Source organism: Synechococcus sp. PCC 7336 (genome assembly GCF_000332275.1).
Classification (GTDB): Bacteria; Cyanobacteriota; Cyanobacteriia; order Thermostichales; family PCC-7336; genus PCC-7336.
The window spans coordinates 4,438,380-4,459,453 of sequence record NZ_CM001776.1 but is presented as its reverse complement, the minus strand read 5'-3'; the positions used below and the strand labels follow the sequence as shown (position 1 = coordinate 4,459,453).

Below are 21,074 nucleotides of genomic sequence, written 5' to 3'. Positions count from 1 at the left end.
GGCGTCCGTAGAGTACCGCAATCACAGACTAGAGGAATCCGGCATGACTCAGGCCAAGCAAGCGATTGAGGTTATCGACCTAACGAATAAATCGTCGACTCTATCGCCCGCTGGCAGTACCGCGACGCCTGCCAAAGACGTGGCTGCCACTCAAACCAAGAAGAGTAGCTCTGCGGCGGCTGCGAATGGAAAAGATGCAACTGCTAGTAAGAGTCGCTCGCGCCGTCGCACAACGACGAAGAAAAAGCAATATACCGAAGATTCCATTCGGCTGTATTTGCAGGAAATTGGTCGCATTCGCCTGTTGCGGGCCGATGAAGAAATCGAGCTAGCCCGCGAAATCGCCGATCTGCTGGAACTCGAGCGCATTCGCGATGACATGGTGGATGGCAGCGACGAGTGGGAAGATCCCGAAGATGTGACAGACGAGGCTTGGGCAGCAGAAGTAGATATGGCCCTGCCCGACTTTCGCCGCCGCCTGGGTCGCGGTCGCCGCGCCAAAGACAAGATGGTGCAGTCTAACCTGCGACTGGTGGTATCCATTGCCAAGAAGTATATGAATCGCGGCCTGTCTTTTCAGGACCTGATTCAAGAGGGCTCGTTAGGCTTGATTCGAGCTGCCGAGAAGTTCGATCACGAAAAAGGCTACAAGTTCTCCACCTATGCCACTTGGTGGATTCGGCAAGCCATTACGCGGGCGATCGCCGACCAATCCCGCACGATCCGCTTGCCGGTTCACCTGTACGAAACCATTTCGCGCATTAAGAAAACCACTAAGCTGCTGTCGCAGGAGTTTGGCCGCAAACCCACTGAAGAAGAAATCGCCACTCGCATGGAAATGACCATCGAGAAACTGCGCTTTATTGCCAAGTCCGCTCAACTGCCGATCTCGCTGGAAACCCCCATTGGTAAAGAAGAAGATTCCCGCTTGGGAGACTTTATCGAGTCAGACGGCGAAACTCCTGAAGATCGAGTGGCGAAGAACCTGCTGCGGGAAGATTTGGAGAGTGTGTTGGATACCCTCAGCCCCCGCGAGCGCGACGTGTTGAAATTGCGCTACGGTCTCGATGACGGCCGCATGAAGACTCTAGAAGAAATTGGTCAGATCTTTAACGTCACCCGCGAGCGCATTCGCCAAATTGAGGCGAAAGCTCTGCGCAAGCTGCGCCACCCCAACCGCAATAGTGTGCTGAAGGAGTATATTCGTTAGGTTTAAGGATGGCGAGGTTTAAGGATGGCGAAATGACTCCAGTCTCTTCCGAGCAATCCGCTCAGACTGACTACAGCTCAGCGGCGAGAGCCCTCTTGAGACGAGCCCGCTACGGCATTCTTTCCACCTTTTCCCAGCAGCTTCCCGGCTTTCCATTCGGGTCTGTCGTGCCCTGTGCGCTGACTCCGAACTGCGAGCCGATATTGTGCATTAGCCAACTGGCCGCCCACACCCAGAATATTCAAGCCGATCCGCACGTCTGTCTGACGGTCGTCGAGCCGAATACCTCTGCTGAGACTCAAACAGATGGGCGGTTTGCCTATATGGGCCTTGTCAAACCTGTGCCGGACACACACTTAGAGGCGATACGCGATCGCTTTTTAGCGCTGGTCCCGAGTGCTCGGCGCTATATCGGGTTTGGCGACTTTCGACTCTACACCGTTAGATTCGAGCAGGGCCGCTTTGTGGGTGGGTTTGGGAAAATTTCGTGGATTTATCCCGAGCCATTTGCTGTGGCGGACCCCATAGCGGAGGCGGCGATCGCCCACTTAGCTGAATTAAACCAGCTCTGTCGGGAGGCGCTCGATCGCTTTGCGCTCGGCCACAATCGCTCTCGGGCGCAGCTCGCTAACGTAGATAGCCAAGGTTTGGACCTGCGGCTCGAAGACACCGTTTGGCGGTTGGAATTTCCCGCAGATTTAAACGCTAACGCGACCTCAGTGGAGGCATTGGCTGCCATCGTCACGCGGCAGCTCGACGCCAACAGCACAGCTTAGATTTTGACCCTACTTGAGCCGAGCGAGCACGTAATCGGTCAAATTTATCAAGGAGTCTTTCGACTCAGAGGAGGACAGAACCTGCAATTGCTGCTCGGCTCGGCTGGCGAACTGTTTGGCTAATTGGTGGCTGCGCTCTAGACCGCTGCTATCTGCCACCCACTGAAGGGCCTGCTCCAGATCGCCCGGTTTCGAAAACTCGCGCTCGATCGCCGCTCGCAGTTGGGGCTTCTCCTCCATCGCGAACAGCACTGGAGCGGTCAGGTTGCCTTGGGAGAGGTCCGACCCAGCGGGCTTGCCCAAGGTCTCAGTGGAACTGGTGAAGTCTAAGAGATCGTCAACGATTTGGAAGGCAATGCCGAGGCTGCGGCCGTATTCGTAAAGGGAATCTGCGATGGTGGCAGAGGTTTCGCTGAGGACGGCGGCAGCGCGGGCGCTACCCGCCATGAGGGAGGCAGTTTTGTAGAAGCTTTTGTCGAGATAGGCTTCAAACGACAAATCGGGGTCGAACTGGGTCAGGTTTTGGCGAATTTCGCCCTCCGCAAAATCTTTGATCACTTTGGAGAGCAGTTTGACCACTTCTAGATTGTCGAGATTGGCTAAATACCAGGAGGATTGGGCAAACAGGAAGTCTCCGGCTAAAACTGCAATGCGGTTGCCATAGTCGCTATTGACCGTGGCTACGCCCCGGCGCAGGTCGGCAGCGTCGATCACGTCATCGTGAACGAGGCTGGCCGTGTGAATCATTTCCGTGATTTCCGCCAAGCGGCGGTGACGGGGGGTAAGATGACCGCCGACCGCCGTGGCGCGGCTAGCCAATAGGACGATCGCAGGGCGAATCCCTTTGCCTCGAGCGGTGAATAAATGCTCTGCGGCTGCCCCTAAAACCGGATGCTGGGCTCCGACTAAATTGGTCAGGTTTTGCCGAAGCTCCTGAAGGTCGGCTTCTACGGGGTCAAACAGAGATGCAACTGAAACCATGGAGACTCCGAGCTTCCGAACGAACTTTTAAGAAATCTTACAGTTCTTGTCCTTATTCTACGCCATGCCTCTCGATGTCATACCATCCTCAGTCGGGATCTTCGATCGGATTCGAACCCGCTCGCCTTTGTCCGAACAAGAGGCAGAAAGCAGGCGATCGCGCCTCTGTGGGAACTGAATCGCTAAGATAGACAGGCTGCTTTCCGATATAACCTGTGCCGCTGCCATTAGTTGCCATTGTGGGCCGTCCCAATGTGGGCAAATCGACGTTTGTGAACCGCTTGGCTGGCGAGCGCACGGCGATTGTCCACGACGAAGCGGGGGTGACTCGCGATCGCCTCTACCGTCCGGCGGAATGGGGCGGGCGAAGTTTCCGCGTGGTGGATACGGGCGGCTTGGTGTTTGAGGATGATTCCGAATTTTTGCCCGAGATTCGCGCCCAGGCAGCGGCGGCGATCGCCGAGGCGCAAGCGGTCATTTTAGTGGTAGACGGGCAGATGGGGCCGACGGCTGCCGATATTGAGATTGCCAACTGGTTGCGACAGCGGGATTTACCGATCGCGATCGCGGCCAACAAGTGCGAATCGGTTGAGCTGGGAATTGCTCAGGCGGCGGCGTTTTGGGAGCTGGGTTTGGGGGAACCGATTCCCTGTTCTTCCATTCACGGGAATGGGGTGGCGGAGGTGCTGGAGGTAATTGTACCGCTGCTGCCAGAAGCGGTTGAGGAAGAGGGGGAAGAACCGCTCAATATTGCCATTGTGGGCCGTCCCAATGTGGGTAAGTCTAGTTTGCTGAATCGGTTGGCGGGAGAGCAGCGGACGATTGTGAGCGATGTGGCGGGGACGACGCGGGATGCGATCGACACCCAGGTGGAGCACGAGGGCAAGCGATATCGCTTTATCGACACGGCGGGGATTCGCAAGAAGAGTCGGGTGGATTATGGGGTGGAGTTTTTTAGTATTAACCGGGCATTTAAGGCAATTCAGCGATCGGATGTGGTGCTGTTTGTTATCGACACGCTGGATGGCATTGGGGAGCAGGACCAGAAATTGGCAGGGCGGATCGCGGATGAGGGTCGGGCTTGCGTAGTGGTGGTGAATAAGTGGGATGCAGTGGAGAAGGATAGCCAAACCATTTATGATTACACCCGCTACGTGCGGGAGCGGCTGTATTTTGTGGAGTGGGCCTCTATCATCTTTACCAGTGCGCTGACGGGGCAGCGGGTGAACAAAATTTTCGAATTAGCCGAGCGGGCGGCTGAGAGCCATCGGCGGCGGGTGTCCACCTCGGTGGTGAATGAGGTATTGGAGGAAACGGCGATGTGGCATTCTCCCCCCACCAATCGGCAGGGCAAGCAGGGGAAGATTTATTACGGTACGCAGGTGAGTGTGCAACCGCCGACGTTTGCCTTATTTGTCAATCAGCCGGGGCTGTTTAAGGACAATTATCGGCGGTATGTGGAGAAGCAGTTTCGCAAGGTGCTCAGTTTTGACGGTACGCCAATTCGGTTTGTCTGGCGGGGCAAGACCGAGCGGTCTGCGGAGCGGGGTCGGCTGAAGTTGGAACAATCGCGCTAGGGATTGGGGTTCGGTCGCGATCGCCCCCCGACGGAAAGTTCCCCAGCCCCACATTTCCAAGGTATTTCGTTGCAACTCCTATCTTCCCTCTCACCAACATCCCCTCACCAACATGAGTTCAACCAGCCAAGATTTCGATAATCCCTGGAAAGATATACTCGAGGCCCATTTTGCCGAGTGCTTGGCCTTTGTACGAGCGAGGTTACGAGCGCGAGGCGATCGTCAATCTGTATCGATTTATCGATTGGATAATACAGTTGCCAGCGGAATTGGAGCTAGAATTTCGGACAGAGTTGGAGCAATGGGAGCAGGAGGGTCGGATGCCTTATCTCAGCACGATTGAGCGCATGGCACGTCAGGAAGGACTCGAACAGGGGGAACGAGCACTGATCTTGCGCCAGCTTGCGCGACGCTTTGGAGAGATGTCTGCGCAGCGCCAAGCTCGTATAGAAGCACTGGCACTACCTCAATTGGAAGAACTGGGGGAAGTGCTATTGGATTTCCAGAGTGGAGCAGATCTGGATATTTGGTTGGATGAAACCGATGCGTGAAGGCGATATTAACCTGCGAGTCGCGAAGTGATGGGTAGAGACGGATTTGCTCGGGCGGCGATCGCCAATATTCCCAAGCTTTTGACCCTGCTCGATCGCAATCCCCACAGTCCCACCTACGGCTGCTTCGATCGCAGTTTCTGGCATTACAAAATCATCGATTTCCCCAGCGGTATGTCGCAGGAGTTTGTCTGGCCATTGGCGCTGGTCTACGACACCGATATCTCTGGCAATCCCTTTTATCGGCAGTCCAATTTGCGCTCGTGGGTCGAAGCGGGCATTCTCTACGCCGCCCGCAGCGCCCATCCCGACGGCTCCTGCGACGATTATTTTCCTTTCGAGCGAGCCAGTGGAGCAGCGGCCTTCTCGCTGCTCGCTGGCATCGAGAGTTACAAGCTTCTGGGGATGGAAAGTCAGGAGATTTTAGCGTTTTTCGCCCGTCGAGCGGATTGGTTGGCCCACTACCACGAAAGCGGCCAGCTCGCCAATCATCAAGCTCTGATCGCCCTCTGTCTGGAGCTATTGGGTCGCTTGCTGGATTCCAAACGCTGGGAAGAGGCTAAGGCCGAACGACTGGAGCGGGTGTTGTCTTGGCAGAGCCAGGAGGGGTGGTTTCAGGAATACGAAGGTTGCGATCCCGGCTATCACACCCTGACGATCGCCTGTTTGGCGTGGCTCGATCGCCTGCAGCCCAGCGATCGCCTGAAAGCGTCGCTCAAAAATGCCGTTCGCCTCGCGGCCCACTTCATCCATCCCGACGGCTCCTACGGAGGCGAATATACGAGCCGCAATACCTACAACTTTTTTCCCCACGGATTTGAACTGGTGGGGCAATGGCTGCCCGAAGCGCTGCAGATTAACGATCGCTTTCTAGAGGGTCTGGCGAGCGGCCTCGGTGCCTGCTATGCCGACGACCGCATGATCGGCCACCACACCTGGAATTACCTCCTAGCTTGGCGAGATTTTGTCAGCGATCGCCCTCCGATTCCCGACCGTCAAGAAGAACGCATTTGGCTGCCCGAGGCCCGGTTGCTCGTCGATCGCCGCCAATCCACCGATCTCTACCTCGCCCTCAATAAAGGCGGTGCCTTCAAGCTGTTTCGAGATGGCCATCTAGTGACCTCCGACACGCAGTTTTCGCTGCAGGTGCGATCGGGCCGGAAAGTCCGCAATGCCGTGGGGCATCTCGTGGGGCAATACGAGCTAGATATCCAGCAGAACCAGATCGAGGTTCGAGGCAAGCTCGGCTGGGCCAAGCAAACACCAATGACCCCCCTCAATTTGCTCATCTTGCGGGGGGTAATGCTGACAGTGGGGCGATTTTTCCCCAACCTGATTCGCAAGTTGCTGCAGAAACTGCTGATTGTGGGTAAATCGGATGCCCCCTTTAGCTTCACCCGTCAATTGAACTGGAGTGGCGATCGCTGGGTGGTGCGCGATCGCCTGCAAGCAGACTCTTGGGAGAACGTCATCTCGGCTGAGATTGGCTGCGATCGAACCTCAATTTATGTGGTGATGAGCCGCACCTTCCAAATGGGTCAACTACAACCGTGGCAAGATCTAACGGAGCAAATCGAGATTTTACAGCCGGGACAGGTGTTAGAGATCGAGCGCCAGCTTTAATATTCTGCTTAATTCGTGGTTTGACAGCGATATTGTTGGTAGCGGTATTCACCGGCAGATTGCCGTCCTCGATCGTCAGGCAAACATTGCTGAGGCTGTAAATCTATCCCAGCGCGAAAATCAACTAACCAGAGATCGAACGGTCTCGGGAGCTGTGCGAGTTGCTGTTGAAAGGCTTGAATAGCGCTGGTATAAGTCTTAGTCTCGGGATCTCTGTGGGCCAAAAAAAACGTCCAATCCTTGCCAGGAGCTTGGGAGTCGGAGAAATGTTTGAACTCCCAAGCCAATCCCATCATTCTGCCTGTTTGTCCGTGATGTTTGTGGGTCGTAGCAATTAAGGCTGGATCTTGAGAATTTGCTTGGATAATTGGGGCGAGAAGATCGGGGCGATGATTTTGGAGGTAGCCTAAATTGTCAACTGCGGTAAAACTCCCCAAAGTAGCCATAAAGTAAATGATTGCCACTCTTACCGCTCCATTCCCAATCGGAGAGAGCTGCTTTTTAGCTGAGTATAATTTCTCCGGATACTGCCAAATCCCAGCTAGGGCAGCAGCCAACAAAAGAACGATCGCAGGAGCAATGAAGAACTGGAAACGGGCAGCCAAAGTTAAGTCCATACCTAGGCCATAGGTAATACCCAAAATTAAGGCGATCGCGACAACAACATACTCAACTAAGATTTGGATCGCTAAACGATCGTTTGGATTCTGCTGCTGGGTTTTCAAGCCAGAGAGGAGGTGGGGTAGACTCCACATCAGAAATAGCAAGCTGACTGCACCGGAAACGATGACAATTGTCAGAGATAAGTGGGTGAATGCTGAAGGCAAGAGTAAAAAGACGCTAACGAGCCAGATGAGCAGTCTTCCTACAGGGCCGAACCAGTCAGTGCGAGGATTGCCATCAGCAACCCAGTTTGTTGGTTCGCTGCCGTAAATACCGTACAGAGCTGGCAACCACACCAAGCATCCAATCAGCGTACCCACGGCTACTAAGCCAATGGGCCACCAATAGGGTTGTAACTCGACAAATTTCCCCTTCTGAATTTGTCGCAAAATATGCAACAGCAATACCAAAGCTTGGGTACAGAGGGTTAGAACAAAGAAGTAATGAGTCGCTATGCCCAGACAGTTAATCACTATCCAGGCCGACATCATCCAAATCGGGAAAGCTCGACGATTCTGTATGATTTCAATCGCTTTCAGAAAGCAATATAAAGAAGCGATCGCCAATAAACTAGCCAAAGTGTAATGACGTGCTTGTCGGGCAAGAAAAATGGCATAAGGCGAAACGGCCATCATGGCTGCTGCCATCTGAGCGATCGCCAAAGAGCGAAAGACAAAATAACCACAACTAAACAGGGCAGGAATGGAGAAAACTCCAAACAAGGCACTGAGCGATCGCGCGGCCGAGATGGATGCTAACTCCTGCGGGGGTGAAAATACTTTCATCCACAGATGAGTCAGAAAAAAGTAGAGGGGAGGATGAGTGCTTTCATTCGATAAATGCTCGGCAACTGACCCGATTCCAGCTCCAGTATTGGATTGTAGCGGTTGCAAAATAACATTGGCACTAACGATCTCGTTCAGCGGTACTGTTAAAAAGCTATTGCCGAGGCTGAAAGCTATCGTGGCACATTCATCAGTCCAAGGCGGTAGAGATGCCAAATTTGAAAAGCGCATCATCGTGCCTATGGCTAGCCATACCAAAAGGAGTAAGACGTGAAGGGGAGTTTTTCTGAAAACTCGATGTGACATCAACAAACAACTCCAAGTTTGATTTGCAAGACTCAACACAGTCCAGAAGCGATCGCGCCCTCGCCCCACTGCAGCAGGGCTCGCAGCCAATTTTGTCACGAATACAGGCCGACAGCGTCCTTTTCCGCAGCGGGAGATTTACAGTTGTATGGACCGAGACTCGTCTCGCAATTCGCCCCCCAAGGTTACTCCCAGCCATGAAGCGCGCCCTCTCCATTGGCATCAGCCTGCTCATCCTGGCTGCCATCTACTGGAAGATCGACATCGTCGAGATGATGCGCACCTTCCGCGATAGCGATCCCCTCTGGATGCCCGTCAGCCTGGGCATGGTCGTCCCCCTGACGATGCTGACCGCTTGGCGATTGCAGCAACTGATGCCCAGCCGCGAAGCAGGCGAACCCAATCCCCTTTCCTTTGCAGAAGCCAACCGTCTCATTCTGGCCGCTAGTTCCCTCAACATGGTGCTGCCGTCCAAGATGGGGGATATCGCCAAATCCTATTTCATGCGGGAGAAGGCGCAGTTGAGTGGATCGCTGTCGCTATCGATGGTGCTGTTCGAAAAAGCCTGCGACATGCTGTCTCTGCTGCTCTGGTGTGCATTTGGTCTGCTTGTCTACCCCCAAAAAGATGTTCTGTTTTGGGCGATGACGGTTGGCGTCGCAGGCGGTTTAGGCTTGGGCTTGCTGTTGCTAGGCTCGCAGTCCTTCGCCCTATTTTTCTTTCGGCTGGGGCGTTCCCTCTTGCCGAAAAAGTTCAAGCCGAAGTTCGATACTCTTATTGCAGCTTGGCAGGAGATGCACGGCTATTTTTGGCGCGATCGCCGCCAACTGCTCAAAATTACCCTCACCTCCACCTTCATTTGGTTTCTCCACCTACTCCAAATCTGGATGTTCATCTTGGCCCTGAAAGCCTCGGTTCCGTTTTTAGCGAACCTTGCCTTGTCCCCTCTAGCCTTGCTGGCGGGACTGCTGCCCCTCACCTTCGCAGGCGTCGGCACTCGGGATGCCGCTTTCATCTTGTTCTACCAATCCTATTTCGATGACTCGACAGGGGCGGCCTTGGGGCTGTTGGCCACGGCGCGATATTTTCTTCCGGCGATCGGCGGGCTGCCTTTTTTGGGCAAATACTTCAGCGAGATGCAGCGGCTGCGCCAAAAACCGGTAGAAGTGAAAGAGTCTGCCTGACATCGCTGTGGAAACTTCTACTTCTAGAGAGGATTGGTTTTGATTGAAGGCGCAGCGTCCCAGTTGAAAGGGTTGCGGCAGCATCTGTTTGCCACCGGTCAATCCCTGCGTCAGCCCCATGTGGCGTTTTGGTTCGGGATGAGCCTGCTGTTTGCAGCGGTCTTCAGTCTGATGGGCTTGCAAGAAGCCTTTCAAGCGCCGTTTACGATTCAAGACGACGCGCGGCAGCATATCTTCTGGATGCAGCGGTTTCTCGATCGCGATCTATTTCCCAACGATTTGATTGCCGACTATTACCAGAGCATCGCCCCCAAAGGATTCGCTGCCGTCTACCATCTCGCCGCCTCGATCGGTATCTCCCCCATCCTCGCCAGCAAGCTCATTCCCCCCTTGCTGGCCCTCCTCAACGCCGGTCTCAGTTTTTGGCTGTGCTTGGAACTCTTTCCCGTTCCTGCCGCAGCCTTTAGTGCCTCGCTGCTGCTCGGCCAAGCACTGTCCATGACGGATGCCGTGTTTTCGGGGACGGCGAAGGCATTTGTGTATGCCTGTGCATTAGCGTTTTTACTTGCCTTAGTGCGGCGATCGCTCTTCCCCTGTCTCTTTGCCCTAGCCATCCAAAGCCTGTTCTATCCCCAAATGGTGTTGATTGCAGCGGGCATGTTTCTGTTGGGGGTCGTGGAATGGCGGGAGGGGCGGTTGCGGCTGTGTCGCTCGCGCCAGCGATGGATTCTCTGTTTGTCGGGGGTTGGGGTGGCGGTGGTGGCGATGCTGCCGTTTTTGCTGCACCCGCATGAGTTTGGGCCGACGGTGACTTTGGAGCAAGCGCGATCGATGCCGGAATTTTTGGCGGGCGGTCGGACTCGGTTTTTCTACAATGGCGATCCCGAGCGGTTTTGGCTGCACGGACGGGGAGGCATTCGCTTGGCAGCGATTCTGACTCCTGCCACCAACGCGATCGCCTTGGCCCTCTTCTTTCTCGTCCGGTTCCCCAAGCAGTTTCCCCTCATCCGTCACCTCTCCCCCCAGATGGGCTGGCTTGCCCGCCTAATCCTCTCGTCACTCGCCTGGTTTTTCGCCGCCCACGCGACGCTTTTCACCCTCTATCTACCCAGCCGCTTCACCGAACACAGTCTGCGCATTGCGGTCATCCTCGGGGCCGGTATTGCTTTAGCAGTGGCGATCGAGGCTGGTTTGCGGTGGTGCGATCGCGTCGATAAACCGGGAGCAATCCTGCGATCGCTCCTCTCGGTCACCCTGGCCTCTGCCCTCGCCGCTCTGCTCCTGCTCTACCCTGCGTTCACACATGGATTTCCCTTCACCACTTACATCACAGGCCGCCACCCCGGTCTCTATGCGTTCTTTCAAGCCCAACCTAAAGACTCACTCATCGCCAGTTTAGATGGAGAAGCCAATCTCCTACCCACCTTTGCCCAGCGGTCTATCCTCGTCGGTCGCGAATATGCCATTCCCTACCACACTGGGTATTACCGCCAAATTCGCCAGCGGGCCTCCGACCTGATTGAGGCGCAATTCAGTCCATCGGCAGATATCGTCAAAGGGTTTATTGAGCAGTACGATATAAACTTATGGCTCCTCAACCGGCGATCGCTTGCGGTGGAAACTCTGGGCGATCGCTGGCTCCAACAATTTCAACCGGCGGCAGATGAGGCGATCGCGTCTTTACAGAACGGCGATCGACCCGTTCTAGAGTTAGTCAGCGCCAACTGTACGGTCTTTGAAAGCAACGCTCATATTGTGTTGGATGCCCGGTGTATTGAGGTGGAATTGAATTATCTTACCTCTCGCCACCTGAGTTCGATGGCTCTGCATGGCCCTCACCCCCGGCCCCTCTCCCAATTTTGGGCTATCCATTAGGCACAAGTCGATGGAGAGCTTACTGTGACTGGATTATAAACTGCAGTAGAGACTGAAGCAGTTGTAGCCGGAGGGAGAGAAACCATGCAAGATTGGGTCAGCCAAGAAATCAACCCGATCCACTTCGCCGATTTGCGACATGCAAAGCGGTTGGGGCAGATCGTCACAGACTTGAGTGAGCAGCCCACAGCGAGCGTGCCTCAGGCGAGTGGGAATGCCTCAGTGGCCCAAGGAACCTATCGATTTTGGGCCAACCCGAAGGTGAGCACGAGCAGCATTCTGGACAGTCATCGTGATGGAGTGGTCAGGCGGGCCCTCACGGGCAAGACGGTGCTGGCCATTCAAGACACAACGGATTTCGACTTCACCACTCACCCCCAGACCGAAGGGCTGGGCTTCATCAATCAAAGCCATCAACAGGGAATCAAAGTCCACAGTTGTTTTGCGGTGAGCGGCGAGGGAGAACCCTTAGGTCTGTTGAGTCAATTCATCTGGAATCGCAAACAGCGGCGCGGGAAGAAAGAAAAACGCTCAGTGACTCCCATCGAGCAAAAGGAAAGCTATCGCTGGATAGCAACTCTCGCAGCCGTAGAGCGAGAGCTCGCGGGCCAAGAGCAAGTGGTTCATATTGGCGATCGAGAAGCAGACATCTTCGAACTGTTTGCCCATCCCCGTGCGGACAACAGGGAGTTACTCATCCGCGCAAGGCACAATCGCAAACTTAGCCACGAGCTGGGCAAGTTCATCCCCACCCTCGAACAAGCCCCAGTCTTGGGAGCGATGAGCCTGCAAGTGCAGCGTAATCCCAAGCGAGCGGCCCGCATTGCCCAGTTGCAGGTGCGGGCGATGGCGGTGACGCTGGAGGTGCCATCGCATCACCTCAAAGCCGCGAGCTTAGAGCCCGTGCGCCTCAATGCCATCTTCGTGGAAGAAACCGTCCCCCCTGATGATGGCGCTCAGCCGATTCGCTGGTTTCTGCTGACCAGCTTGCCAGTTGAGAGCTTCGAGCAGGTCTGTCAGTGCATCCGCTGGTATAGCTACCGCTGGCTGATTGAGCGGTTTCACTTCACCCTCAAAAGTGGCTGTGGCATCGAACAGCTCCAACTGCAAAGCTATGAGCGCTTGCTCAAGGCTCTGGCAACCTACAACGTTGTAGCTTGGCGATTGATGTGGCTGACCTACCGCGCTCGACTCACCCCGCAAGCCTCCTGTGAGCTCGTTTTACAGCCTGCTGAATGGCGGCTGTTACGACGCAAGTTTGTGCCGAAAAGTCGCTCTCAAAAGCCACCCACTCTGCAACAGGCAATGCTGTGGATTGCTCGATTGGGAGGCTTCTTGGCTCGCAAGGGCGATGGCAACCCTGGATTGAAGACGCTTTGGCGAGGGCTGACCAAACTCCACCATTTGCTTGAAGGGGCTCAACTGGCTTCTCAAAGCTAGTGCCTGTCTATGGTTCAGCTACTTTTGCCTAATGGATAGCTTCCCTTTGGGGGTTGAGGCCGAGGCTGGGATCGGGCCAATGTGGGTGGCCAGCCATACGGCATCGGCCAGGTCTTCGTAATAGAAGTCCAGGTCGGCTCTCCTCAATAGGGCAACCAGCTCCTCCATCAGAAATCCTGAGTACTGTTGAGATGCTTGAGTAGAGTGTTGAGCAAATCCTCTTTTCGTTGGGTAATCGGGGTTTCTCGCGTCACCATAAAAATGGCATTGAGCAACTGATCTGTGGCAACATCCCCCAATTTCAAACGCTTCTCGAAGTCCTCAGTTAAGTCACTTTGCTCTTTTCGAGCTTGTTGGAACCATTGCTCAGCCTCCTGCTCGCTCCCGCTTTCTTTGAGCTTGTCCCGGCGTGCTTCCAAGTCTTTTTGCAGGTGAGCATTGACAATTCGGGTCAGTTCCGCTCCGGTGGGAACGGGCATGGCCAAGCGCAGGCAGCGGCGCAAAAACGGCGGCGGAAAAGCTCGCTCCCCATTACTGGTCAGGATGACAAAGGGAAAGGCCGTACAGGTCACCCGTCCATTGTCCACCTGCCAATATTCAGGTTGCTGCTGCGCTCTCAGTTCTGCTTCCTCCCGTGAAAGGTGAGGGGTGATTTCGGTGTAGGCAGTCCGCACTCTCACGCTGCGAACTTTCGCTTTAATGCGCTCCAATTCCGGGATCTTGAATGTCCCTTCTTCCAGGACAGTCAAAAGGTCGTTGGGTAGGTCGATGTCGCTTTTATCGATTTCGTCAATTAAAAGGACGCGGGGTTTGGGAGACGGCAGTAAAGCCGTACCGAGTGGTCCTAGCGTGATGTAGCTGCCAATATCGGTCAGTTCTCCTGTCGTGCCCTCTTTCTCCGCCTTGTTCTCTGTGCCCACTTCAGAGGCTGCTTCGGTCTCGGATGGCGGGGTTGCGGGCTCCCGTTCTCCTTGGGGGATTCCGGCTTCGTTCAGAAGCTGCTTGGCATCTTGCAAGCGCCCGATCGCGTCGTAGTCGTAGAGGCCGTTTTTCAGAGTGGTGCGGGTGGTGATGGGCCAATAGAGAACTTCCCCCAGCATTAGCTCTCGGGCAACTGCATAGGCGAGGGAAGATTTGCCCGTGCCGGGTTTGCCAGTCACCAGTAGGGGACGACGTAGGTAGAGGGCAGCATTGACCATATCGATCGCGGCTGGGGTGGCTTGATAGGGCCGCCCTTCGATCTTCATTGGCCTGCACGATCGTTGCCCGCAATGGGTCAAGATTCTCGATCTCGAACGTCCAATCCTCTAAATCCTGCCTGAGTTCTAGAGGAATCTCTAAATTCAGCAGGTTCAGAACAAAAAGGTGGAGGGCCTCCGGTTGCCTTTCCTGATTTCTGCGGCTGCTAAGTTTTTCGATCGAGGTTTCCAGAGAGTCGGATCTACTTGCAATCCAATCGCGTGAGACTGTTCTGGAGCGAGCGGTTTGTAACTGCTCTGAGATTGCGTTCTGGTATGGTTGCAGTAACTCGATTAAGCGATCGCTTCGACGGTCTTGTACCGCTCGTTCTTCTGTTTGTATTAATTTCTCGTATCTTTCAATCTCATCAATCAACTGGTCTCGACTATTTTCCAACTTAGGGGCTTCAAGTGGCTCGGCAACTGTCAGTTGTTGTATAACAAGCTTATGCCTGCGACGCAATGCTTTTAAGTGAATTCGTAAACCCTCTAGAAGCAAATCACTCTCTGCCACTTCCACCCCCTCTTATGTCTTGAATCTGTTCCTCATATCTCTCGATTTCACCAATCAGGTAGTCTCGTCTGACTTCCAATTTCGGAACTTCGAGCGGACCGGCTACGGTGAGTTCGTTGACAACGAGTACGAGCTGGCGATTGAGGGCAGCGAGCTGTGTCGATAGGGATTTAAGACGGATGCTTGATGAGGTCTTAACCTGGGGGTTTTGCTGCCAGCGGTTGAGTGCTTGGGCAACTGAGTATTTCAGGTTCTCAGAATTCTCGTCGAAGAACGCTAGTGTTTTCTCTTGCTTGAAATGCGATCGCCATTCCAACAAAAGGGCATCGCGCTGCCGGTCGTCAAATTCTTCCGGCCAGGGTGCATCCTCTTTCAGCATGAATACGAGGACATCGCACTCTTCTTCCAAGGCTTTGTAATATTCCAATTGCGTGATGCTGAGATGGTGGCCCGGTGGCACATATCCCCGTCGGAAACCCACCAGCAGCAGGCAAAGCTCGCAGCCAACGACTCGTTGTTGAGACACTGCTTTCGGCTCCCCAGCATCTGCCGACCAGTGTTCCATTGGATCGACGTAGAAACCCGCATCGCGCAATGCTAGGATCGCTTGTTCCCGATGTCGCTCCAGATCTTTAAAGGTGGACGAGACAAAGGCTCGATAGGTCATCTTTACAGTTCAGTTGCGTCAACCTGCAGCCAGTCGTGATGCTCGGTAACAGAATTGACTACAAGTTGGCTTTCAATCTTGAAACTTACCATTTGACAGGGCTGTCGATAGATAAATTTTATGGAAAGCTCTCAATTTAGCTGTGTCGCAAATTCGGAGTATGACTGAACCATGCCATATATTCTGCTCCCTTCTCTTCTGCCTAAGGCATTTTCTCCATCAGAATTTACCGCTCAGAGAACCTCCAAGTATTCGGCCAGTTGTTTGAGTGAGGCAGCGGTTAGAGCTGTATCGAGTAACTCCTCTAGCTGCACTACGGTCAGCTCCTGAAGTTGAGTCTGAAGTGAACTTGGAATAGAACCAAACCGACGTTCCATTAAACGCAGTAGCATACGGAGCGCTTCTTGTTGTCGCCCCTGTTCGAGCCCTTGTTCGCGCCCCTGTTCGAGTCCTTGTTCGAGCCCTTGTTCGAGCCCTTGTTCGAGCCCTCGTTCGAGCCCCTGTTCGAGCCCTTGTTCGAGCCCTTTGGCCAGACCGATTCTTTCCACACTGCTGATGTAAGGCATCCTCTGCTCCCGCTCGTAAGCTTGAATCTCCTCCCAAACCTCTTGCTCCAACTCCTCCGGCAATGCCATCACCCAATCGATGAAGTGAAAGAGCTGGATGATATCCTCGCGCTCGTAGCCCCGTTCGTACAGCCGCCGAATCAACCGCAGTTTCCACTGCAGGCGATCGCGCTCGTCCCCACGAGTGGCCTGCGCCTGCAGGTGAGCCATCGCAATGGTTGCAAACGGATTGCTGCTGGCCTCCAATTCGGCCCAGCGCTGCTTGTAGCCTAGCAACTTTGCTGTGAGAAAGCGGAATTCCAGGCGACAGCCCAAGACCTCGCGCACAAACTCGCTGGGCTGCCAGTTGGGACTGGTGTCGCAGAGGATGGCTAAACTCGCCACGGGGCGACCGTAGCGCTCGGCAATGCGGGTGTTGTAGATATACATGCGCTCGGGGAAAGAGTCATCTCTCTGGCCCTGCACTTCCACATGAATGAGAATCCACAGGTCCCGTCCGTCGAGCAGCCAAACCCGCACCAGTTTGTCCGCATAACGACGGCCCAATTCGGCATCGCGGGCGATCTGCTGGAGCTCTTTGTCGAGAAACTCGTAGGGACGCGACCAGTCAATTTGGGCCTGAGCGGCGGGGAAGAAGAGCCGGAGACAGGGCTCAAAATAGAGCTCCAGCATCTCCTTCCAGGGGGTATCGAAGTCTGCTCGGGGTGAGGTCATGTCTCGGGCGAACCACAACGCCTGACTCACTATAGAGTACCGCTAGGGTAAGGTCGAGGCTGCTGATGGGCTCTCGCAATCTGCCAGCGGCGATCGCGAACTGCACTGACAGAGCTCGATCGCCCGGTAACTTCTGAGCTGGAAATCGCCTAACCCCCCAAAGTCGCCCGCATACTCGCCTCAGAACCCCGAAAACCTGCCAGCACCGCCGTACCCTCTTTCACAAACAGCGGGCGCTTGAGCAACATGGCATTATCCGCAAACGCATCGATCCACTGCTCGTCCGTCATGGCATTGCGCTCCTCTGTCGGAATAGCCCGATAGGCTTGCCCGGACGTGTTGCGTATCGGTTTTGCCGTCAGCGTTGCCACCCAAGCGGCGATCGCCTCTCTAGTCGGCGGATGCTCCTTCGTATTCACAAACTCGTAGGTAACGCTCTGCTCGTCTAACCACTTCAACGCTTTTTTGCAGGTCCCGCAATTAGGAATGCCATAAACTTGCAAAGCCATTTCCACTCACACCCTCTCGAAAATCCCTCCTCAGTGTAATCGCAGCGATCGCCCCCAACTCTACCGCTTCACCCGCGTCCACAGCGCCAACCCACCACCGCGACCCCGCGCCGCCACACAGCGCTCCTCCAGCAAAAAATACGAGAAAAATGCCCGCTCTTTCAGAGGAACATCGTAGAACTGCGCCTCCCGTTCGGCTCCGCCGCGAATGTAACCCTCATAAAGGTTCACCTCGGCCATCGAGACAGTCATATAGATGAAGTCAAAGGCCAGCAAGCTTTGCTTTGGGAAAAACTGCGTCGGTCCGGTCAGGGCAAATTCTAGCGGCCCGATGCGAACTGCATTGCGGACCGTCCCGCGATCGCCATTCTCCTGCGACATCCGATAAGACAGGGAAACCTCTACAAACCGGGGCAAAAACCGACCCGCCCCCAAGACGACCCCCGTCTGTTGGCGAGCTTTTTGGGTTCCAGTTATAAACCCGAGCCGCCAAGTTCCGACTAAGTCTGGGTAACGGCGATCGGTTGCTGCCGAACGAGAATACTTTTCAGCCTCCAACAAAGCAGCCACCACTGCTGCAGGCTCGGGCTTCGGACCCTTTCTAGACTGCAGAAACTCGACCGCAGACAACAAAACCGAGTCCATCTTCACTCCCACTCTTTTCGAGTCTCACCCTACCCCAAGTACGCTTCAGCCAGAACCTATAATAGGCTTCGGGGAAATTGAGAGATTTAAGCCCGTGGACGCAACCCAAGTGCGCACCTCAAACAATTTCAAGAAGCTGCAGGCGCGCCTGCGTGGGTTGGTGGGCAAAGCCAGCGTGGATTACGGCATGCTCGAAGACGGCGATCGCGTCATGGTCTGCCTCTCGGGAGGCAAAGACTCCTATACCCTGCTCGACCTGCTGCTCAGCTTGCAGCGACGCGCCCCCGTCAAATTCGAGCTATTGGCCGTCAATCTCGACCAAAAGCAGCCCGGTTTTCCCACCCACGTTTTGCCAGACTACTTAGACAACCTCGGGGTTCCCTATCGGATTGTGGAAGAGGATACCTACAGCACGGTGATGCGGGTGATTCCTGCAGGCAAGACGATGTGCGGTCTCTGCTCCCGACTGCGACGGGGCATTCTCTATCGGGTGGCGGCGGAAGAAGGGGCCAGCAAAATTGCTCTGGGGCACCATCGCGACGATATCGTGGAAACGCTATTTCTCAATCTGTTTCACGGCGGTCGCTTAAAAACAATGCCGCCGAAGCTGCTCAGCGATGATGGCCGTCACGTGGTGATTCGACCGCTGGCCTATTGTGCGGAACGGGCGATCGAACGCTATGCTCGTGCCCGCAATTTCCCGATTATTCCCTGCAATCTCTGCGGCTCGCAGGAGAACTTGCAGCGGGCTCAGATTAAGCAAATGTTGCAGCAATGGGAGCGAGACAGTCCGGGGCGTATCGACAGTTTGTTCCGCAGCCTGCAAAACGTGTCTCCGTCGCATTTAGCCGATCGCAACCTGTTTGATTTTGTCAATTTGCAGATTGAAACCTCCAGCTGCGAGCCCGACGCGGTTCGGCTCACTGACTAAATGGTCTCGCCCCGCGCCATCCTGACTGCCAAAGCCGTCGTCGCTCGCCAAGGTTTGCAAATGACGCCGACGCGCTCGGTGGGCTTGACATCAAACTGAACAATGGGATTGAAGACGGTAATGCCGCCACAGAAGAGGGGACCGACCTTAGCTGGATCGATGCCTTCGGGCAGAGGAGTGACCCATTCTGCATGCGCCCGCACTTTGTCAGCGAAGCCGCCGTATCGACCGACGATGGTTTGTTCGGCTGTGAGACATAAGTTGTGATTGCCAGACATGCACCACTCGCAACTCATGCAAGAGTGGGAAAACCAACCCAATCCGACTCGCTGGCCGATTTCGACAGTTGTAACGCGATCGCCAATGGCTGCAACAGTTCCCACAACTTCATGACCGGGCACGAGGGGGTATTGGCTCATACCCCAGTCGTCCTTCAACATGCTGAGGTCGCTGTGGCAAATTCCGCAGTACTCAACCTCGATTTCGACTTGTTTGTCTTCCAGCGCCCCCGGATCGTATTCAAATGGCTCCAGCATTCCGCCTGCTGTTTTGGCTGCGTAAGCGCGAATCATGCTTGCCCCTTATTTGAGTGCGTCTAGACTAAAATCCGATCCAGCTTTTAAGAGACTGGCTCAAACAAAGCTGAAAGCTTAAATATTTTTTGACAGTATAAAATGAGATCCTCGGGGCTCATTGGCCATCCTACGGCACCAATACGATTGAATGGGCCCCGCGTGTGACGGGGATCGAGTAATCAGTCTGGACTAGCTGCAGTCCATCTCGTCTCTCTACACGCCAAAAATCAACACTACCTCCTCGAATACTGTCATCAAAGTGATCGTAGTTAACCACAGCTAGAAAGTTGCCAGAGGCGTCAAAAGCAGCAGCCTCCGGCAAAATCCCATCAAAAGCATAATCACCCACGGTGGAAAGCTGTCCCGTCTCTGGGTCGAGTTCGACGAGTGTCAAAGAACTGTAAAAGGTAATGCGATCGTCGTCGTAAGGAAGATAGCTGCGTTCCAGGTTAGTGGTGACGACTAACGCTCCATCTGGCGAAATTGCCAATCCTTCAGGGCTGATGCCGGTGGTGGTCCGCGACACCAACGGATGGCGGACGTTTCCGTCTGCATCCGCCGCTGTCGCTATTCGGACAGCAACCACATCGCCGCGTGGAGCTTCAATCCAAAATCCCGCCACGTCATCGCCCCAATACAGATTGCTGGCAATAAAATACTGGCCATCTGGCGTAAAACGTCCCATGAACGGATATTTGCCCAAAAAAGTTGGAGGGCCCCAGGGCTCAATTTCTAGCTCGCCGCGATCGCGCACCACGCGTAGCATCACCAATTGTCCGGCATCCACTAGAGTTGCGGCGAGGAACTCGCCAGATGGATGCCACTCGACGTGGGATGCACGTACTGCTGGTGCTACTTGCGGAATGGCAAAGTATGCAGGTTCTCCCAGCCTGCCGCCATCAAAGGGAACAATCGCCACTTGGCGATCGGCTGGAGGATGGAGGGTAACGGCGATCGCGCTACCGTCTGGACTCACTGTCACTGCCTCTGGACGTTCGCCGATCTCGATACTTTGATGAATGCGCGGATTGCGCGGATTGCTGAGATCGACAACCGTGAGAGCGTTGCCAATGGGTAAATCGCCAAATTGTTCGCCACCATTGGGACGGGGGCCGAAGGTCTCTACCACAAATGCCCATTTGCCATCGGGCGAAACTGCCACTGCTGTGGGTGGGCCGGCAACCGAATTCGAAACCGAAACTTCATTGGCTCGCCAGTTGGAGCGATCGCCCTGGAGCGGAATCACGCTCAAAGCATCCTCACCTTCTCGGGGGCCGAGCGCGCCATCGACATAGGCCGATGCCAGCATATCTGCATCCGAGACAGATACCAGATAGCGTCCCTGAAAATCCATGCTTGCCCTCCGTCCCTGCCCGAAGACAGACTCAGAGCTAGTTAACAAACATAGGACAATTGTCGGCAAAAGTAGGTAGATCGAGAATTTCATGCACCATCCCTTTTCAATAATTGACATCAAGTGAGGCGGAAGAGCCATGACTCAATCGCGCCATTCATCATCTCTACTCGAAGTGCTCGACCCAACTCGCTCGCGCCAAACGTGAATGAGAAGTGTAGCAAATACATCCATTGGTAGTGAGGTTCTCACAGTTAAACTCTCCACAGCGACGTTGCTCTACTCAGCTAATTTGCTAGGGAGATTCAGAAGGATTTCAGCGTCGAGGCAAGCCAAAGAGTATCTTTAGAGGGGCATTTCCCTGAGATTTATCTCATCAAACTTTGGAAC

The 21,074-nt window shown here is 54.6% G+C and carries 19 protein-coding genes and 1 pseudogene; 9 read left to right on the top strand and 11 right to left on the bottom strand.

The features are described 5' to 3' along the window. Positions 1-43 precede the first annotated feature (43 nt). Positions 44-1,210 carry an RNA polymerase sigma factor RpoD gene (gene rpoD, locus SYN7336_RS21080; RefSeq protein ID WP_017327930.1) on the top strand — a complete coding sequence of 389 codons (1,167 nt, stop codon included), beginning with the start codon at positions 44-46 and terminating at the stop codon, positions 1,208-1,210. A gap of 8 nt (positions 1,211-1,218) precedes the next feature. Beyond that, a complete protein-coding gene (locus SYN7336_RS28370; protein ID WP_017327929.1) occupies positions 1,219-1,986 on the top strand; it encodes a HugZ family protein in 768 nt (255 codons plus the stop codon). Positions 1,987-1,995: 9 nt separating this feature from the next. Here the strand turns inward: SYN7336_RS28370 and sds are convergent, their stop codons facing one another. Further along, a complete protein-coding gene (gene sds, locus SYN7336_RS21070; RefSeq protein ID WP_017327928.1) occupies positions 1,996-2,967 on the bottom strand; it encodes a solanesyl diphosphate synthase in 972 nt (323 codons plus the stop codon). Between the two features lie 215 nt (positions 2,968-3,182). On the opposite strand from sds, the gene der reads away from it, so the two are divergent. The 3 genes from der to SYN7336_RS21055 all read left to right on the top strand — a co-directional run bounded on the left by der (position 3,183) and on the right by SYN7336_RS21055 (position 6,718). Beyond that, positions 3,183-4,544: a ribosome biogenesis GTPase Der gene (gene der, locus SYN7336_RS21065; RefSeq protein ID WP_017327927.1), complete on the top strand. Its 1,362-nt coding sequence runs from the start codon at positions 3,183-3,185 to the stop codon at positions 4,542-4,544. Positions 4,545-4,714: 170 nt separating this feature from the next. Next, entirely contained in the window at positions 4,715-5,095 is a 381-nt protein-coding gene (locus SYN7336_RS21060; RefSeq protein ID WP_017327926.1) for a DUF4351 domain-containing protein, read from the top strand. Between the two features lie 30 nt (positions 5,096-5,125). Then, positions 5,126-6,718, top strand: coding sequence for a hypothetical protein (locus SYN7336_RS21055; protein WP_017327925.1), 1,593 nt, complete (start codon positions 5,126-5,128; stop codon positions 6,716-6,718). A gap of 8 nt (positions 6,719-6,726) precedes the next feature. Here SYN7336_RS21055 and SYN7336_RS21050 read toward each other — a convergent pair whose 3' ends face one another. After that, a complete protein-coding gene (locus SYN7336_RS21050; RefSeq protein ID WP_017327924.1) occupies positions 6,727-8,400 on the bottom strand; it encodes a glycosyltransferase family 39 protein in 1,674 nt (557 codons plus the stop codon). Positions 8,401-8,669: 269 nt separating this feature from the next. Here SYN7336_RS21050 and SYN7336_RS21045 point away from each other — a divergent pair, with 269 nt between their 5' ends. The 3 genes from SYN7336_RS21045 (at position 8,670) to SYN7336_RS21035 (ending at position 12,971) form a co-directional block, all read left to right on the top strand. After that, entirely contained in the window at positions 8,670-9,656 is a 987-nt protein-coding gene (locus tag SYN7336_RS21045) for a lysylphosphatidylglycerol synthase transmembrane domain-containing protein (protein WP_017327923.1), read from the top strand. A gap of 39 nt (positions 9,657-9,695) precedes the next feature. Then, positions 9,696-11,531: a hypothetical protein gene (locus SYN7336_RS21040; protein WP_193789868.1), complete on the top strand. Its 1,836-nt coding sequence runs from the start codon at positions 9,696-9,698 to the stop codon at positions 11,529-11,531. Positions 11,532-11,615: 84 nt separating this feature from the next. Then, on the top strand, positions 11,616-12,971 hold the full coding sequence (locus tag SYN7336_RS21035; protein WP_017324427.1) for an IS4 family transposase: 1,356 nt from the start codon (positions 11,616-11,618) through the stop codon (positions 12,969-12,971). Between the two features lie 18 nt (positions 12,972-12,989). Here SYN7336_RS21035 and SYN7336_RS31325 read toward each other — a convergent pair whose 3' ends face one another. From SYN7336_RS31325 to SYN7336_RS21005, 7 genes and pseudogenes are all read right to left on the bottom strand, one after another. Further along, positions 12,990-13,139 carry a hypothetical protein gene (locus SYN7336_RS31325; protein ID WP_017327921.1) on the bottom strand — a complete coding sequence of 50 codons (150 nt, stop codon included), beginning with the start codon at positions 13,137-13,139 and terminating at the stop codon, positions 12,990-12,992. Next, on the bottom strand, positions 13,139-14,218 hold the full coding sequence (locus SYN7336_RS32495) for a MoxR family ATPase (protein ID WP_017327920.1): 1,080 nt from the start codon (positions 14,216-14,218) through the stop codon (positions 13,139-13,141). Before SYN7336_RS32495 ends, SYN7336_RS31325 begins: the two co-directional genes overlap by 1 nt. A 58-nt stretch (positions 14,219-14,276) precedes the next feature. Further along, positions 14,277-14,723 (bottom strand): annotated as a pseudogene (locus tag SYN7336_RS33135) (hypothetical protein); the annotation flags it as partial. Continuing rightward, the gene (locus SYN7336_RS30195; protein ID WP_017327919.1) at positions 14,710-15,390 is read right to left on the bottom strand and encodes a DUF4062 domain-containing protein; all 681 of its coding nucleotides are present in this window, start codon (positions 15,388-15,390) and stop codon (positions 14,710-14,712) included. The gene SYN7336_RS30195 and the pseudogene SYN7336_RS33135, both read right to left, overlap by 14 nt. Positions 15,391-15,623: 233 nt before the next feature. After that, positions 15,624-16,670, bottom strand: a complete 1,047-nt coding sequence (locus tag SYN7336_RS21015; protein ID WP_026101198.1) for a DUF4351 domain-containing protein — start codon at positions 16,668-16,670, stop codon at positions 15,624-15,626. Positions 16,671-16,819: 149 nt separating this feature from the next. Continuing rightward, complete coding sequence (locus tag SYN7336_RS21010) at positions 16,820-17,179, bottom strand: Spx/MgsR family RNA polymerase-binding regulatory protein (protein ID WP_026101197.1); 360 nt, start codon at positions 17,177-17,179, stop codon at positions 16,820-16,822. Positions 17,180-17,239: 60 nt separating this feature from the next. Continuing rightward, positions 17,240-17,824, bottom strand: a complete 585-nt coding sequence (locus tag SYN7336_RS21005; RefSeq protein ID WP_017327916.1) for a hypothetical protein — start codon at positions 17,822-17,824, stop codon at positions 17,240-17,242. A gap of 94 nt (positions 17,825-17,918) precedes the next feature. Here SYN7336_RS21005 and ttcA point away from each other — a divergent pair, with 94 nt between their 5' ends. Then, positions 17,919-18,755, top strand: coding sequence for a tRNA 2-thiocytidine(32) synthetase TtcA (gene ttcA, locus SYN7336_RS21000; protein WP_017327915.1), 837 nt, complete (start codon positions 17,919-17,921; stop codon positions 18,753-18,755). Here the strand turns inward: ttcA and SYN7336_RS27125 are convergent. Both SYN7336_RS27125 and SYN7336_RS20990 read right to left on the bottom strand, forming a co-directional pair. Then, a complete protein-coding gene (locus SYN7336_RS27125; RefSeq protein ID WP_017327914.1) occupies positions 18,752-19,327 on the bottom strand; it encodes an alcohol dehydrogenase catalytic domain-containing protein in 576 nt (191 codons plus the stop codon). The genes ttcA and SYN7336_RS27125 overlap by 4 nt on opposite strands. Before the next feature lie 130 nt (positions 19,328-19,457). After that, positions 19,458-20,684, bottom strand: a complete 1,227-nt coding sequence (locus SYN7336_RS20990; protein WP_017327913.1) for a beta-propeller fold lactonase family protein — start codon at positions 20,682-20,684, stop codon at positions 19,458-19,460. Positions 20,685-21,074: the final 390 nt, after the last annotated feature.

What these genes read in the sequence shown, in the direction of transcription:
- SYN7336_RS32495 (WP_017327920.1), bottom strand. Translation starts at nt 14,218, where the DNA reads ATGAAGATCGAAGGGCGGCCCTATCAAGCCACCCCAGCCGCGATCGAT.
- rpoD (WP_017327930.1), top strand. Translation starts at nt 44, where the DNA reads ATGACTCAGGCCAAGCAAGCGATTGAGGTTATCGACCTAACGAATAAA.
- SYN7336_RS21045 (WP_017327923.1), top strand. Translation starts at nt 8,670, where the DNA reads ATGAAGCGCGCCCTCTCCATTGGCATCAGCCTGCTCATCCTGGCTGCC.
- SYN7336_RS20990 (WP_017327913.1), bottom strand. Translation starts at nt 20,684, where the DNA reads ATGGATTTTCAGGGACGCTATCTGGTATCTGTCTCGGATGCAGATATG.
- SYN7336_RS31325 (WP_017327921.1), bottom strand. Translation starts at nt 13,139, where the DNA reads ATGGAGGAGCTGGTTGCCCTATTGAGGAGAGCCGACCTGGACTTCTAT.
- sds (WP_017327928.1), bottom strand. Translation starts at nt 2,967, where the DNA reads ATGGTTTCAGTTGCATCTCTGTTTGACCCCGTAGAAGCCGACCTTCAG.
- SYN7336_RS21035 (WP_017324427.1), top strand. Translation starts at nt 11,616, where the DNA reads ATGCAAGATTGGGTCAGCCAAGAAATCAACCCGATCCACTTCGCCGAT.
- SYN7336_RS21055 (WP_017327925.1), top strand. Translation starts at nt 5,126, where the DNA reads ATGGGTAGAGACGGATTTGCTCGGGCGGCGATCGCCAATATTCCCAAG.
- SYN7336_RS27125 (WP_017327914.1), bottom strand. Translation starts at nt 19,327, where the DNA reads ATGATTCGCGCTTACGCAGCCAAAACAGCAGGCGGAATGCTGGAGCCA.
- SYN7336_RS21010 (WP_026101197.1), bottom strand. Translation starts at nt 17,179, where the DNA reads ATGGCTTTGCAAGTTTATGGCATTCCTAATTGCGGGACCTGCAAAAAA.
- SYN7336_RS21005 (WP_017327916.1), bottom strand. Translation starts at nt 17,824, where the DNA reads ATGGACTCGGTTTTGTTGTCTGCGGTCGAGTTTCTGCAGTCTAGAAAG.
- SYN7336_RS30195 (WP_017327919.1), bottom strand. Translation starts at nt 15,390, where the DNA reads ATGACCTATCGAGCCTTTGTCTCGTCCACCTTTAAAGATCTGGAGCGA.
- SYN7336_RS21050 (WP_017327924.1), bottom strand. Translation starts at nt 8,400, where the DNA reads ATGATGCGCTTTTCAAATTTGGCATCTCTACCGCCTTGGACTGATGAA.
- SYN7336_RS21015 (WP_026101198.1), bottom strand. Translation starts at nt 16,670, where the DNA reads ATGACCTCACCCCGAGCAGACTTCGATACCCCCTGGAAGGAGATGCTG.
- SYN7336_RS28370 (WP_017327929.1), top strand. Translation starts at nt 1,219, where the DNA reads ATGGCGAGGTTTAAGGATGGCGAAATGACTCCAGTCTCTTCCGAGCAA.